We start from the raw sequence: 14,668 nt of genomic DNA, 5'->3' as shown, positions 1-14,668 counted from the left end.
ACCGGCGTCAAGCGCCGCTTCACGCGCACGGGCGCGCATAATGGCATCACCGTCTATGATGATTATGGCCACCACCCGGTGGAGATCGCCGCCGTGCTGAAGGCGGCGCGCGGCGTCGCCAAGGGCAGGGTGCTCGCCGTCATGCAGCCGCACCGCTACACGCGGCTGCATTCGCTGTTCAACGAGTTCTGCACCTGCTTCAACGATGCCGATACGGTCATCGTGGCGCCCGTCTATGCGGCGGGCGAGGCGCCGATTGACGGGGCATCCCACGCCGCACTGGTGGATGGCCTCAAGTCGCGCGGCCACCGCGCGGTGCACGCGATCGACAAGCCGGAGCAGCTCGCGCCGCTGGTCCGCAAGCTGGCTCAGCCCGGCGACATCGTGATGTGCCTCGGTGCTGGCACGATCACGCAATGGGCCTATGCGCTGCCCGGCCAGCTCGAAGCCTTCGACAAGGCGGGTGCGTGATGGCGCGGCTCGACGGACAGGCTCTCTTGAAACGCCTGCCAGAGGTGCGTGGCCGGCTGGAGCCCGATGCGCCGTTGGCGGATCTCACCTGGTTCCGCGCCGGAGGATCAGCCGAGGTGCTGTTCACGCCTGCTGACGAAGCGGACCTCGCCCAGTTCCTCAAAGCCACCCCGCAGGACATTCCGGTCTATGTGATCGGCGTTGGCTCCAACCTGCTGGTGCGGGACGGGGGTGTCGAGGGTGTCGTCATCCGCCTCGGACGCGGTTTTGCAGATGTGACGGAGGAAGAGGGCCACCGCGTCAGGGCCGGGACGGCGGCGCTCGATGTGCGCGTCGCCCGCTTCGCGCAGGAGAAAAGTATCGATGCGTTAACCTTTCTGAGAGGTATACCGGGCACGATCGGCGGTGCGTTGCGCATGAATGCCGGAGCCTATGGGGGCGAGACGAAGGACATTCTCATCGAGGCGCGCGCCGTCGACCGGTCGGGGAACATCCACGTGCTCAGCAACGCTGACATGAACTACAGTTATCGGCACTGCGGCGCGCCCGGGGACCTTGTCTTCACGCAGGCGCTGTTCCAGGGCCGTCCGGGCAACCCCGCCGACATTGCGGCCGCCATGGACAAGATCACCGAGAGCCGCGAGGCGACCCAGCCGATCAAGAGCCGCACGGGTGGCTCGACCTTCAAGAACCCGCCGGGCAACAAGTCCTGGCAGCTGATCGACAAGGCCGGCATGCGCGGCTTCGCCGTGGGCCCTGCGAAGGTGTCCGAGCTTCACTGCAACTTCCTCATCAACGAGGGCGGCGCCACCGCAGCCCAGATCGAGGAACTTGGCGAAACCGTCCGCGCCAGGGTGAAGGAAAGCTCCGGCATCGACCTCGACTGGGAGATCAAGCGCATCGGCCTGCCGAAGGACGCTGCCGCATGAGCCGTGTTCCCCCGGAAACGACGGTCGCCGTGCTCATGGGCGGCTGGTCGGCCGAGCGCGAGGTGAGCCTGTCATCGGGCAAGTCCTGCCTTGCCGCGCTGACGCGCGCAGGCTTCAGGACCGTGCCGGTCGATGTCCAGCGCGATAGCATCGTGCCGGTGCTGCAGGAATTGAAACCCGACGTCGCCTTCAATGCGCTCCACGGCAAGTGGGGCGAGGACGGCTGCTGCGCGGCGATCCTCGAGACCTTGCAGATCCCCTATACCCATTCGGGCGTGCTGGCCTCCTCGCTCGCCATGCATAAGGAAAAATCGAAGGTGATCTTCGCTGCGGCGGGCATTCCGGTGGCCGAGAGCCTGCTCGTGCCGCTGGAGGAGGTTGCCGCGGGCCACCCCATGGCTCCGCCCTATGTCGTGAAGCCGGTGAACGAGGGCTCCAGCGTGGGCGTGCACATCGTGCTCGAAACCGCCAACGGCCCGGCGCGCGCCGTGCTGGACGAGCGGCACATTTTCGGTTCCCACGCCATGGTCGAGCGCTTCGTGCCCGGCAAGGAGCTGACCTGCGCGGTGATCGGCGAGACGCCGCTCGGGGTCATCGACATCGTGTCGAAGAGTTCGAGCTGGTATGACTATACGGCCAAATATGCGCCGGGCGGCTCCCAGCATATTCTTCCGGCCGAAATCCCCGGGGCCGTTTACAACCACTGCCAGGAGCTGGCGCTTCGCGCCCACAGGGCGCTGGGCTGCCGCGGCGTGTCGCGTGCCGATTTCCGTTATGATCAGGGGGGCACGGGCGAACTGATCCTGCTCGAGGTCAATACCCAGCCGGGCATGACGGGCACCTCGCTGGTGCCCGAACTCGCGGCACATGCCGGGCACAGCTATGAAGCGCTCGTCACCTGGATGGTGAACGATGCGTCGGTGGACCGATGAGCGGCGGTTACGGCGTTTATGTGCGCAAGCGCTCGTCCACATGGCTGGACGGGCTTTCCGCCTTCCGCTTCCGCCTGGCGCTGCGCGCGGGCGCGGTGGCGGTGCTCGGCGTGGTGATTGCGGCGGGCCTGCTGCGCGGTGGCCACCTCGACTATGAAGGCAGCAAATGGCTGATGTTGCCTGGCAAGGTGGCGAGCCTCATCGGCATGGCGGCGGAGGACATCTCCATCACCGGGCTGGAGCATCATGAGCCGGAAGCACTGCTGGCGGCGATCGGCGTGCAGCCGGGAGGCTCGCTGATGGGCTTCGACGCGGGCCATGCCCGGCGCATTCTCGAAGGCCTCGACTGGATCGAGCGCGCCAAGGTGCAGCGGCTGTTTCCGAACCAGCTCGCGGTGGAGGTGAAGGAGCGCCAGCCCTTCGCCATCTGGCAGCGCGGCGAATCCTATTACGTGATTGACCGCAACGGCGCGGCGATGAGCGGGCTGGCCGCGGCCAAGCTCGTGCAGCTGCCGCTGGTCACCGGCGAGGGGGCCAATACCGCGGTGGCCGATCTTGTTAACCAACTTTCAGCCTATCCGAGCATAATGTTGCAGATGAAGGCGGCCGCGCGCGTGGGGAAACGCCGTTGGACGCTCTATCTGGACAGCGGCATTACCGTGCAGCTGCCGGAACGGGACTGGCAGGACGCGCTCCGCATGGCCGACGAGCTGAACAGCACTCAGCAGCTGCTCTCGCGGGGCATCAGGTCGGTCGACCTGCGTCTCGCCGGGCGGGTGATCGTCGAGGTGGCGGAGCTCGATCCGGCCGAGATCGAGGCCGGGGGCATGAAGACGGCGGTGGGGACCGAGTAGAGCGGATCCGCCCGCCGGGGTTTTTGGGGATTGGGTCGCAGATGACGGTGGTGCAGTTTCAGGGCAAGGGCGGCGCCAAGCCGCAAGCCGTGTCCAAGGGTGGCCTGATCGCCGCGCTCGACATCGGCTCGACCAAGATCAGCTGCCTCATTGCCGAGGCCATGCCCGCCAAGCACCGCAGCGCTGATGCGGACGAGAAATTTAGCCTGAAGGTCTTGGGTGTCGGCCACCAGCTCTCACGCGGGGTGCGCTCCGGTGCAATCATCAACGTGGACGAGGCAGAGCGCGCGATCCGGCTCGCGGTCGATGCCGCCGAGCGCATGGCACAGCGCAGCATCAACGACATTTATGTGAACGTCTCCGGCGGCCGGCCGCAGTCGCGCCTCTATACGGGCACGGCGGCTGTCGCGTCCGGCCAGGTTGAGCCCGCGGACGTGGACCGGGTGCGCGATGCCGCGCTGGCGCAGGTCGATCCCGGCCGCCGCAACATCCTTCATCTCTCGCCGCTGCAGTACCAGCTCGATGACGCCAGGGGCATCAAGGATCCGGCGGGAATGTTCGGCGAAAGCCTGTCGCTTGAGCTCGGCGTCGTGACGGTCGAGCCGCCGCACCTCAAGAACCTCGCTCTCGCCGTCGAACGCGCCCATCTCTCGATCGCCGGCTTCGTGATCGCGCCCTATGCCGCAGCCCGGGCCGTTCTGGCCGAGGATGAGAAGGCGCTGGGCGTCACGGTCGTTGACATGGGGGGCGCTACGACGAGCTTCGCCATCTTCCATGACGGCAGGCTGGTGACCGCCGATGTTCTGCCGCTCGGCGGCCAGCACATCACCAACGACATCGCGCGCGGGCTTTCCACCACCATCGCCCATGCCGAGCGCATGAAGACGCTGTGGGGCTCCGCACTGGCGAGCGCCGTGGACGAGCGCGAGATGATTTCCGTGCCGCTGCTGGGCGAACGCGGTGTCGATACCGTGCAGCAGGTGCCGAAGTCGATGCTCACCGGCATTATCAGGCCGCGGCTCGAGGAGACCTTCGAGCTGCTGCGTGCCAGGCTCGAGGCCTCGGGCGCGCTGCATCTGGCAGGCCGCCGCCTTGTCATCACCGGCGGCGCCAGCCAGCTCAACGGGGTGCGTGAGGTCGCCGCGCAGTGGCTGGACCGGCAGGTCCGCATGGGTGCGCCCGCCCATGTGCAGGGCATGCCGGAGAGCGCCCATTCCCCGGGTTTCGCGGTGTGCGCGGGCCTTCTGAACCATGCGCTGAAGCCTGATGTCCATTGGGCGCTGCCGAAGTCCAAGGCGGAGGCCGTGGAGCGCGCCCAGTCCGGCTATGTCCGCCGCATGGGCCGCTGGATCGCCGAGAGCTTCTGACGGGGCAGCCCCGGATTTGCATGCGGCGGGCCCGTGCGCTATACGCGCGGCCTCCATGTTGGCGATCGAACTTCTTGTGCTGCTCGGCCTTGTGCTGCTGAATGGTGTGCTCGCCATGTCGGAGCTGGCCGTCGTTTCCTCGCGGCCCGGCCGCCTCAGGGCCATGCGGGACAGGGGCGTGTCCGGCGCGCGCGCAGCACTGCTGCTGTCGGAACACCCCGGGCGCTTCCTGTCGACGGTGCAGGTGGGCATCACGCTGGTGGGCGTGCTGGCCGGTGCTGTTTCCGGCGCCACGCTGGGCGCGCGGCTGTCCAGCACGTTGCAGGAGGCCGGCATGGCGGCCGAATATGCGCAGCCCGTTGGCTTCATATTGGTGGTTGCAGCGATCACCTATGTGTCGCTCATCGTTGGTGAGCTGGTTCCCAAGCAGATTGCCCTGAAGAACCCGGAGGCCATCGCCTGCCGCGTTGCCGCCCCGATGAACCTTCTCTCGCGGGCCGCGGCCCCCTTCGTCTGGCTGCTCGACGGCTCGAGCCGCCTGCTGATCGGGTTGCTCGGCTCGAAGAGCTCGACTGAGGCCAACGTCACCGACGAGGAGATCAAGTCGCTCATCGCCGAGGCCCAGTCCGCCGGCGTCATCGAAAGCGGCGAGCGCGACATGATCGCGGGGGTGATGCGCCTTGGCGACAGGCCGGTGCGCGCGCTGATGACGCCCATGACCGAGATCGACGTCATCGGCGTTGATGATGATGTAGCCGACGTCCGCAAGGCCATCCTCGCCACGCCGCACTCGCGCATCCCGGTGCATGGCGGGGATCCGGAAGACATCATCGGCATCATCGTCATCAAGGACGTGGCGGATCTTCTGCTGTCGCGCCGCAAGCTGGACATCGCAGCCCTCGTGCAGAAGGTGCCGGTCATTCCGGAATCAATGCCGGCGCTTGAGGCGATGGAACTGTTCCGCGGCTCCGCCACCCATCTTGCCTTCGTGCAGGAGGAATATGGCCGCATGCTGGGCATCGTGACCGCGGCGGACCTGCTCAACGCCATCGCTGGCAGCATGGAGCCCGTGGGCGAGGGGGCCGAAGGCGCCATCCAGCGCGAGGACGGCTCCTGGCTGCTGCCCGGCGACATGCCGGTGGACGAGATGGCGGAGCTCACCGGTTTCGTGCTGCCGCCAAAGCGCCGCTACGAGACGGTGGCGGGCCTGGTCGTCGATGCGTTCAAGCACCTGCCTTCGCTCGGCCAGTCCATCAAGGTCGGCAGCTGGCTGTTCGAGGTCGTCGACCTTGACGGCAGGCGGGTGGACAAGGTGCTGGCGAGCCGGGTTGCAGAACTTCACCGTCAGGCGAGCCGCGGCGGCACAAACTGAACCATCCGTTACGCCGCCGATTCATTGTGCTCCATAACAAGTGGGGTTTCGCCGGAATGGTTAGCGCGCGTTAACCATTTGTTATGAATTTGGTAAGAAATAAGGATGTGGCAAATCACATCCGGGCGCCAATGACCATGACAATCAACCTTACCGTGCCGAACTTCTCCGATCTCAAGCCGCGCATCACCGTGTTTGGCGTTGGTGGCGCCGGCGGCAATGCCGTCAACAACATGATCGAGAGCCGGCTGGAGGGGGTCGAGTTCGTCGTCGCCAATACAGACGCGCAGGCGCTGATCCAGAACGCCGCACAGCGCCGCATTCAAATGGGCACGGCCCTGACCCAGGGCCTGGGTGCCGGATCGCAGCCGCAGATCGGTGCTGCTGCCGCCGAGGAGGCGCTGCCCGAAATTCTCGACCATCTCGCGGGCTCGCACATGGCATTCATCACCGCCGGCATGGGCGGTGGCACGGGAACCGGAGCCGCGCCAGTGATCGCCCGCGCGGCGAAGGAGCAGGGCATTCTCACCGTCGGCGTGGTGACCAAGCCCTTCCACTTCGAGGGCATCCGCCGCCAGCAGACGGCCGAGCGCGGCATCGAGCAGCTCGCCAAGCATGTCGACACGCTGATCGTCATTCCCAACCAGAACCTGTTCCGCGTCGCCAACGAGAAGACCACTTTCGCAGCCGCCTTCGCCATGGCCGACCAGGTGCTCTATTCCGGTGTTGCCTCCATCACCGAGCTGATGACCAAGGAAGGCCTCATCAACCTCGACTTCGCCGACGTGCGCGCCATCATGAGCGAGATGGGCCGCGCCATGATGGGCACGGGCGAAGCCTCCGGCGAGAAGCGCGCCATCGAGGCGGCGGAAGCCGCGATCTCCAACCCGCTGCTTGACGATGTGTCGATGCGTGGCGCGCGTGGCCTGTTGATCTCCATCACCGGCGGCCCCGACCTGACGCTCTACGAGGTCGACGAGGCCGCGACCCGCATCCGCGAAGAGGTGGATCCCGAGGCGAACATCATCCTCGGCGCCACCTTCGATGAATCGCTCGAAGGCATCATGCGGGTGTCAGTGGTCGCCACGGGCCTTGCGGCCGAGGCGCTCAAGGGCGCCAAGCCCCAGGCGGATGAAGAGAGTGCCGACAAGCCGTCGGTGTTCGGCTTCGTCGGCAAGCATCCGGTCCCGGCCAAGAAGCCGGTGCAGCCGGCCCCGATGGCCACCCGCCCGGCGGCTCCGGCGTTCACCCCCGCCATGCCTGCTGCCGCTGTTCCCGCCGCGCCGCCTCCGGCACCCGTGGCGCGGTCCTATGTCGAGGAGGATGCGCATCATGCCGGTGCCGCCGAGCAGCCGCCGCTGCCGCTGATGCCCGAGCGCGCGCCCCAGCCCGCGATGCGTCAGTCGCGCATCCCGGCGATCGAGGAGTTCCCGCCTCAGGTGAGGCGCCAGATCGAGGCCCAGCAGAACCGCATCGAGTCGATTGCCGAGCATGCCCAGAAGAAGAAGCCCGGCCTGTTCCAGCGGCTGGCCAACGTCGGGCTGGGCCGCAAGGATGATCCGCCAGCCGCCCCGGCCCCGCGTGAGCCGTCGATTGCTCCGCAGCCGCAGCAGCGTCCGCTTCTGCAGCAGCGCCAGCAGCCGCAGCCCCAGCCGCCCGCCGATCCCAACCTCGACGATGATCAGCTGGAGATTCCGGCCTTCCTGCGCCGGCAAGCGAACTGATTGAATTAACTGCTGAATTTGCGCAGCCCGGCGGTCACACTTCCGCCGGGTTTGGCGCATCTAAAAGGATTGTGCACGGTTCTTTCGCCGGGCTGAAAAATTGAACGTGCTTCCCGGACCCAATTGGTTCAAATGGGCGGAAGTCGGTTTGCTGGCGGGGTTCAAGTGCGGGTAGCGGGAAAGATTTCGCAAGGAGCCGGGGTGGCGCTCATCGCCGTTTTGCTCGCGGGCTGCTCCTCGAGCCTGATGGACGGTCTGATGGGCGACAGCGAGGGAGCCTCTGCCTCGTCCTCCTCCTCGCAGGCCCTGTCTGCCGGACTGTCGCCCGACATGTCCATGGCGACCGAGAATGCGGAAGTGGCTAAGCTCTACAACGAGGGCCTTGCCCAGCTGGAAAAGGGCCAATCCAAGTCGGCGATCACCAAGTTCTCTGAAGTCGAACGCAAATATCCCTATTCGAGCTTCGCAACCAAGTCGATCCTCATGCAGGCCTATGCCAGCTACAAGGCGTTTCGCTGGGATGACGCGGTGATTGCCGCCAACCGCTTCGTGACCCTGCACCCCGGCCACCGGGACGCGGGCTACGCCTACTACCTCATCGCGGTTTCGAACTACAACAAGATCGCCGACACCAAGCGCGACCAGACGGCCACCAAACAGGCACTGGCAGCGCTGGAAGAGGTGGCGCAGCGCTATCCCGGCACCGCCTATGCCGCCGATGCCGCACAGAAGGTGGTGGTGGCGCGCGACCACCTGGCCGGCAAGGAAATGGAAGTTGGCCGCTTTTACTTCCGTGAACGCAGCTATCTGGCGGGCATCAACCGCTTCAAGCGCGTGGTGACGGAGTACCGCAACACCAGCCAGACGCCAGAGGCGCTCTACCGCCTCGCCGAGGGCTACATGGCGCTCGGCATCGTATCAGAAGCCCAGACGGCCGCCGCCGTGCTCGGCCACAACTACCCGGACTCCGATTGGTACAGGGATGCCTACCGGCTCGTCTCCAGCGACGGTCAGGCACCGGTGCAGAATGACGAGTCCTGGATCTCCAAGACCTTCGCGTCGGTCAATCCCTTCTAGGGCTTTAAAGCGCCGGTCAGTCAGCTGAGATCAGCTTGCCCAGCGTCCTCTCCCGCGGCGCTCCGAATTGTATGCAGCGCCCTTGTTCCCTCATCTCCCCGTTGCGTTCCGCAACGGGTCCCTTCTTCTCCCGCTGAAGGAGCGGGAGAAGACATCAGCCGTCACAAGGATTCCATTTGATCGCCCGCCACCCCAATCCGCCTCTCGCCTGAGGCCCCGACTCCGCTATACTCTGCGGCCATGCTCACTGCCCTTTCCATTCGCGACATCGTCCTGATCGAGAAGCTCGACATTGCCCTCGAGAAAGGCCTCACCGTGCTCACCGGCGAGACGGGTGCCGGAAAGTCCATCCTGCTTGATGCGCTGGGCCTGGCGCTGGGCGCCCGCGGCGATTCCTCGCTGGTGCGGGCAGGCGCGGAGCGCGGTGTCGTCACGGCGGCCTTTGCGCTGCCCCGCACGCACCCTGCCTTCGCCATTCTGAAGGAGCAGGGGGTGGATGCCGAGGGCGAACTCGTCATCCGCCGCATCCAGAATGCCGATGGCCCGAGCCGCGCGGCCATCAACGACCAGCCCGTCAGCCTCAACCTGCTGCGCCAGATCGCCCTCGCGCTGGCTGAAATCCATGGCCAGCACGCCGATCGCGCGCTCGTCGAGGTATCCGCCCACCGCCGCCTGCTCGACGCCTTCGGCGGGCATGAGGCGGAGGTGAATGAGGTGGCAGCTCTCTGGGCCAAAGCGTCCGAGGCGGAGGCAGCGCTTGCCGCCCACCGCCGCCTGATGGAGCGCGCCGAGGCCGAGCGTGACTATCTCGAGCATGCCACAGAGGAATTGCGCGCGCTGAACCCCATAGAGGGTGAGGAGGCAAAGCTTGCCGAAGCCCGCCAGATGATGATGTCGGCCGAGCAATATGCCGACGCCCTTGGCGATGCCGAGGAGGCGCTGGCCGGAGACGGCACGTCGGTTGCCCGCCTCAACGCGGCACTGCGCAAGCTCGAACGGCGCCGCGAGGGCGCGGGCGGCAGGCTCGACCATGTCTGCGCCGCCCTCGACCGGGTGCTGGCCGAGATCACCGAGGCGGAGCGCGCCCTGGCCGATGCCCGGCGCGCCTTCGTCTTCGATCCGAAAGAACTTGAGAAGTCGGAGGAGCGGCTCTTCGCGCTGCGTGCTGCCGCGCGCAAGTTCAAGTGCACCGTCGACACGCTGGCCGATGTGCGCGCGCGCTTCGACAATGAGTTGAAGGCGCTGACCGACGGCGGCGGCCGCCTGAAGGCGCTGGAGCAGGCCTTCAAGGCCGCGCGCGATGCCTATGATGCCGCGGCCGAGAAGCTATCGAACAAGCGCCGCAAGACGGCGAAGGCACTGGACAAGGCCGTCATGGCCGAGCTGCCGCCCTTGAAGCTGGAGCGCGCGCGCTTCGAGACGGCCATCGAGACCGATGCCGGAAAGCCCGGTGCCCATGGCATCGACCGCATCGAGTTCATGGTGGCGGCCAACCCCGGAACGCCGCTCAGCCCGCTGATGAAGGTGGCCTCGGGCGGTGAACTCGCGCGCTTCATGCTGGCCTTGAAGGTGATCCTCGCCGCAAAGGGTTCCGCGCCCACGCTGATCTTCGACGAGATCGACACGGGCGTGGGTGGCGCCGTGGCGGATGCGATCGGCGCCAGGCTCTCGCGGCTTGCCGGAAACCTGCAGGTGCTGGCCGTCACCCACAGCCCGCAGGTGGCGGCCCGGGCCGGCCAGCACATGCTGATCTCCAAGATGGAGGAGGTGGCCTCGAAGTCGAAGCGCATGGTGACGCGCGTGCAGGCCCTCTCGGCGGCGAGCCGCAGGGAAGAGGTGGCCCGCATGCTGTCGGGTGCGCAGGTGACGGAGGCCGCGCGGGCCCAGGCTGATGAGCTGCTGGGGGCCAAGGGCTGAGCATGCGCAGGAAGGCACCCACCCCCGTCGCGGACCTCACCATCATCGAGGCCTCCGCTGAACTGGCGGAACTCGCAGGCGAGATCGCCCGCCATGACCGCGCCTATTTCGAGCATGATGCGCCCGTGATTTCGGACGCTGACTATGATGCGCTGCGCCAGCGCAATGAGGCGATCGAGGCGCGCTTTCCGGATCTTATCCGCGAGGATTCGCCCTCACGCCGCGTTGGCGCGGGCGTGGCGGAGAAGTTTGGCAAGATCCGCCATGGCGTGCCCATGCTGTCGCTCGCCAATGGATTCTCTGAAGAGGACGCGAATGACTTCGTGGGCCGCATCCGCCGCTTCCTCAACCTCGATGACGCGCAGCCGGTCGAGGTTACGGCGGAACCCAAGATCGATGGTCTGTCGATCTCGCTGCGTTATGAGAACCGCAAGCTGGTGCAGGCCGCAACCCGCGGCGACGGCTTCGAGGGCGAGAACGTCACCGCCAACGTCATGACCATTGCGCAGGTGCCGAAGCGACTGAAGGGCGATGCGCCCGACCTGATCGAGGTGCGTGGCGAGATCTACATGTCGCACGAGGATTTCGCAGCGCTCAACGAGCGCCAGGCGCAGGCGGGCGAGAAGATCTTCGCCAACCCGCGCAATGCCGCCGCCGGATCGCTGCGCCAGCTCGACTCCGCAATCACCGCCGCGCGGCCGCTCAGGTTCTTCGCCTATGCCTGGGGCGAAGCGCCGGAAATGCCGGCTGATACGCAGATGGGCGTGATCGAGGCCTTCGCATCCTGGGGGCTTCCGACCAATCCGCTGATGAAGCTCTGCTACTCGGTGGAGGAGCTTCTTGCCCATCACCGCCTGATCGAAAGCCAGCGTGCGGAGCTGGGCTACGACATCGACGGCGTGGTCTACAAGGTGAACCGGCTGGACTGGCAGCAGCGCCTTGGCTTTGTCTCGCGGTCCCCGCGCTGGGGCCTCGCTCACAAGTTCTCCGCCGAAAAGGCGATGACGGTGCTGGAGAAGATCGACATCCAGGTCGGCCGCACGGGCGCGCTCACACCCGTGGCGCGGCTGAAGCCCGTCACAGTCGGTGGCGTCGTCGTCACCAATGCCACGCTGCACAATGAGGACGAAATCGCCCGCAAGGACATCCGCGAGGGCGACATGGTCATCGTGCAGCGCGCGGGTGACGTGATCCCGCAGATCCTCGGCTTCGTGGCTGACAAGCGCCCGGCTGATGCGAAGCCCTACCATTTTCCGCAGGAGTGCCCCGTCTGCCAGTCCCACGCGGTGCGGGAGGAGCGCGCCTCCGGCAAGCTCGATGCGGTGCGCCGCTGCACCGGCGGCCTCATCTGTGCTGCACAGCGCGTTGAGCGGCTGAAGCACTTCGCCTCGCGCAACGCCTTCGACATCGAGGGGCTGGGCGACAAGATCATCGCTGAATTCTATGCTGATGAGCTGATCCAGTGGCCGCATGACATCTTCACGCTGGAGGCGCGCGACAGGTGCGCGCTGAAGCGGCTGAAGAACCGCGAGGGCTGGGGCGAGGCAAGTGTCGCCAAGCTGTTCGAAGCGATCGACCAGCGCCGCAGCATCGCCCTTGACCGCTTCATCTTTGCGCTGGGCATCCGCCACGTGGGCGAAACGACGGCCCGCGCGCTTGCCCGCGCCTATGGCACGGTGGCGCATTTCCACGAGCAGATGATCGCGGCAGGCCCCATGGAGGGTGACGCCTGGGCCGAACTCAACGCCATCGACGGCATCGGCGAGGTGGTGGCCGAAGCGCTCGTCCAGTTCTTCGGCGAGCCGCACAACAGGGACGTCGTCGACGAACTGCTGAAGCACGTGACTGTGACCGCGCTTGAGGCGCGCAGCACGACCTCGCCCGTGGCCGGCAAGACGGTGGTCTTCACCGGAGCGCTGGAACGCATGACGCGCGACGAGGCCAAGGCCATGGCCGAGCGGCTGGGTGCGAAGGTATCCGGCAGCGTGTCGAAGAAGACCGACCTGCTGGTGGCAGGCCCCGGCGCTGGCTCAAAGCTCAAGGAAGCCGAGAAACACGGCGTCGAGGTGATCGATGAGAACGCGTGGTTTGCGCGCGTGGGCGAGGGGTAACTGCTCGCGTGAGGGGTATCAAACTGCCGCGCAGGCTTTCTTCAGCCAGTCGAGTTCCTCGCCGCCGAGATGGTCGCCCACCTCCTTCAGCACGCGCGCGTGGTAGGCGTTGAGCCAGTTCCGTTCCGCCTCGGAGAGAAGCGCCGCCGCGATGAGCCTCCGGTCGATTGGCGCGAGCGTCAGGGTCTCGAAGCCCAGCATCGGGCGGTCGCCGCCGGCGATGGCCTGCGCCTCCTGCACCATGATGAGGTTCTCGATGCGGATGCCGTATTCGTCTTGCCGGTAATAGCCCGGCTCGTTCGACAGGATCATGCCGGGCTCAAGGGTGGTGCGGTCCGTCTTGTTGATGCGCGCGGGTCCCTCATGCACCGAGAGATAGGCGCCCACGCCATGGCCCGTGCCATGGTCGAAGTCGAGGCCCGCCTGCCACAGGTGTTGCCTGGCCAGCACGTCGATCTGCGAGCCGCAAGTGCCCTTCGGAAAGCGGATCATGGAGAGGCCGATCATGCCCTTCAGCACGCGGGTGAAGCGGTCCTTCATCTCGGGCGTGGGTTCGCCCACGATCACCGTGCGGGTGATGTCGGTGGTGCCGTCGATATATTGCCCGCCGGAATCGATAAGGAAGATCTCGCCGCGGCCAAGTGGCCGGTTTGACTCCTCCGTCACGTGATAGTGCGGGATCGCGGCATGAGGTCCCGCCGCCGCGATCGTCGCGAAGGAGAGATCCTTCAGTTCGCCCGTCTCGTCGCGGAAAGACCTGAGCTTCGCCGCAACATCCAGTTCGGTGAGGCCGCCCTTCGGCGCTGCCTGCTCGAGCCAGCGCAGGAAGCGGCTCACCGCCACGCCGTCGCGGCGCTGGGCGTTTCGCGCCCCTTCCTGCTCGATCCGGTTCTTGCGCGCCTTGGGAAGCGTCACGGGGTCCGGGCCGGTGGCGATGTCCGCCTTGGCGCGCGCCAGCAGTTCGCGGATGCGCTCCGGCGACCAGGCGGGGTCGATCAGCACGCGGGCCTTTGCCTTGCCGAGCGCCTTCAGGGCGGCGCCGATCCCGGCCATGGGCTGCACCGTGGCGATCTTCTTCAGATGCGCCGCTACGTCAGGCGTGACCTTGGCGGGATCGATGAAGAGCGTGAGCTTGCCCGAGGCGGGCAGGATCGCATAGGCGGGCACGACCGGCGTGTGAGGCACGTCGAAACCGCGGAGATTCAGCAGCCAGGCGACGGAATCCGCCTGCGTGAACACCACAGCGTCATTGCCGCCCATGGCCTTGCGGATGTCCTTGATCTTCTGCGCAGCTGTCAAGCCGGCGAACTGGGTGGGTTGCGTCTCAAGTGCTGAGGTTGGCCGCGCAGGCTGGTCCTTCCACACGGCGTCGATGGGGTTCGTGTCCACCGCCACGAAGAGCGCTCCCACGCCCGCGCAGGCCTCGCGCAGGCGCTTCGCCTGTTCCACCGTCACCAGCCACGGGTCAAATCCCAGCCTGTCGCCCTTTTTCAGGTTCTTCGCGATCCACTGGGCGGGTGGCTCCTCGATCAGGTGGAAGGGCTGGAAGATCTTCTCGTCCACCTGCTGGCGCACCTGGATCACATAGCGCCCGTCGACGAAGATCGCCGCCTTCTTGAGCGTCACGATCGCCACCCCCGCACTGCCGCGGAAGTTGGTGAGCCAGCACAGCCGCTCGGCATAGGCCGGAACATATTCGCCCTGGAACTCATCGGCGCGCGGCACGAAAAAGCCGGTGAGCTTGCGTTTCTTCAGTTCAGCCCGGAGCAGGCCGACGCGGGTGCGGTGGGAAAGATTCTGGGTCATGAAGAAGCATTAGCCCGGGTGCTAAAGAGGGGCAACAGCGGGTAGAATCAAGCAGGTGAATTGTACAACCCTTGGGGGTGTATTAGTCTGTTCGGCATGCGTCACGGA

At 66.3% G+C, this 14,668-nt stretch carries 11 protein-coding genes; 10 read left to right on the top strand and 1 reads right to left on the bottom strand.

From position 1 onward, the window contains the following. From ACILRA_RS00250 to ligA, 10 genes are all read left to right on the top strand, one after another. Positions 1 to 471 (top strand): glutamate ligase domain-containing protein (locus tag ACILRA_RS00250; RefSeq protein ID WP_395660075.1); only part of this gene is annotated, 471 nt, incomplete at its 5' end. Then, entirely contained in the window at positions 471 to 1,400 is a 930-nt protein-coding gene (gene murB, locus ACILRA_RS00245; protein WP_395660074.1) for a UDP-N-acetylmuramate dehydrogenase, read from the top strand. The genes ACILRA_RS00250 and murB, both read left to right, overlap by 1 nt. Next, positions 1,397 to 2,332 (top strand): D-alanine--D-alanine ligase, encoded by a 936-nt coding sequence (locus tag ACILRA_RS00240; protein WP_395660073.1) that lies wholly within the window; start codon positions 1,397 to 1,399, stop codon positions 2,330 to 2,332. The genes murB and ACILRA_RS00240 overlap by 4 nt, the downstream gene beginning before the upstream one ends. Next, positions 2,329 to 3,186 (top strand): cell division protein FtsQ/DivIB, encoded by an 858-nt coding sequence (locus ACILRA_RS00235; protein ID WP_395660072.1) that lies wholly within the window; start codon positions 2,329 to 2,331, stop codon positions 3,184 to 3,186. The genes ACILRA_RS00240 and ACILRA_RS00235 overlap by 4 nt, the downstream gene beginning before the upstream one ends. 41 nt (positions 3,187 to 3,227) lie before the next feature. Continuing rightward, positions 3,228 to 4,553, top strand: a complete 1,326-nt coding sequence (ftsA, locus tag ACILRA_RS00230; protein WP_395660071.1) for a cell division protein FtsA — start codon at positions 3,228 to 3,230, stop codon at positions 4,551 to 4,553. 55 nt (positions 4,554 to 4,608) lie between these two features. Continuing rightward, positions 4,609 to 5,925, top strand: coding sequence for a hemolysin family protein (locus tag ACILRA_RS00225; protein WP_395660070.1), 1,317 nt, complete (start codon positions 4,609 to 4,611; stop codon positions 5,923 to 5,925). A gap of 137 nt (positions 5,926 to 6,062) precedes the next feature. Beyond that, positions 6,063 to 7,649, top strand: coding sequence for a cell division protein FtsZ (ftsZ, locus tag ACILRA_RS00220; RefSeq protein ID WP_395660069.1), 1,587 nt, complete (start codon positions 6,063 to 6,065; stop codon positions 7,647 to 7,649). A gap of 201 nt (positions 7,650 to 7,850) precedes the next feature. Continuing rightward, a complete protein-coding gene (locus tag ACILRA_RS00215) occupies positions 7,851 to 8,726 on the top strand; it encodes an outer membrane protein assembly factor BamD (protein ID WP_395660068.1) in 876 nt (291 codons plus the stop codon). Between the two features lie 240 nt (positions 8,727 to 8,966). After that, entirely contained in the window at positions 8,967 to 10,643 is a 1,677-nt protein-coding gene (gene recN, locus ACILRA_RS00210) for a DNA repair protein RecN (RefSeq protein ID WP_395660067.1), read from the top strand. A 2-nt stretch (positions 10,644 to 10,645) separates the two neighbouring features. Then, positions 10,646 to 12,754, top strand: coding sequence for an NAD-dependent DNA ligase LigA (gene ligA / locus ACILRA_RS00205; RefSeq protein WP_395660066.1), 2,109 nt, complete (start codon positions 10,646 to 10,648; stop codon positions 12,752 to 12,754). Positions 12,755 to 12,772: 18 nt separating this feature from the next. Here ligA and ACILRA_RS00200 read toward each other — a convergent pair whose 3' ends face one another. Then, on the bottom strand, positions 12,773 to 14,560 hold the full coding sequence (locus tag ACILRA_RS00200; RefSeq protein WP_395660065.1) for an aminopeptidase P family protein: 1,788 nt from the start codon (positions 14,558 to 14,560) through the stop codon (positions 12,773 to 12,775). Positions 14,561 to 14,668 lie beyond the last annotated feature (108 nt).

This window comes from Aestuariivirga sp. (genome assembly GCF_044239095.1).
GTDB lineage: Bacteria > Pseudomonadota > Alphaproteobacteria > Rhizobiales > Aestuariivirgaceae > Aestuariivirga.
Note: the sequence above shows the minus strand (reverse complement) of the source record. Positions and strands in the feature narration are given on the sequence as shown.

Coding starts and splice junctions, on each gene's coding strand:
- ACILRA_RS00235 (WP_395660072.1), top strand. CDS start 2,329: ATGAGCGGCGGTTACGGCGTTTATGTGCGCAAGCGCTCGTCCACATGG.
- ACILRA_RS00200 (WP_395660065.1), bottom strand. CDS start 14,560: ATGACCCAGAATCTTTCCCACCGCACCCGCGTCGGCCTGCTCCGGGCT.
- ligA (WP_395660066.1), top strand. CDS start 10,646: ATGCGCAGGAAGGCACCCACCCCCGTCGCGGACCTCACCATCATCGAG.
- recN (WP_395660067.1), top strand. CDS start 8,967: ATGCTCACTGCCCTTTCCATTCGCGACATCGTCCTGATCGAGAAGCTC.
- ftsZ (WP_395660069.1), top strand. CDS start 6,063: ATGACAATCAACCTTACCGTGCCGAACTTCTCCGATCTCAAGCCGCGC.
- ACILRA_RS00225 (WP_395660070.1), top strand. CDS start 4,609: ATGTTGGCGATCGAACTTCTTGTGCTGCTCGGCCTTGTGCTGCTGAAT.
- murB (WP_395660074.1), top strand. CDS start 471: ATGGCGCGGCTCGACGGACAGGCTCTCTTGAAACGCCTGCCAGAGGTG.
- ACILRA_RS00240 (WP_395660073.1), top strand. CDS start 1,397: ATGAGCCGTGTTCCCCCGGAAACGACGGTCGCCGTGCTCATGGGCGGC.
- ftsA (WP_395660071.1), top strand. CDS start 3,228: ATGACGGTGGTGCAGTTTCAGGGCAAGGGCGGCGCCAAGCCGCAAGCC.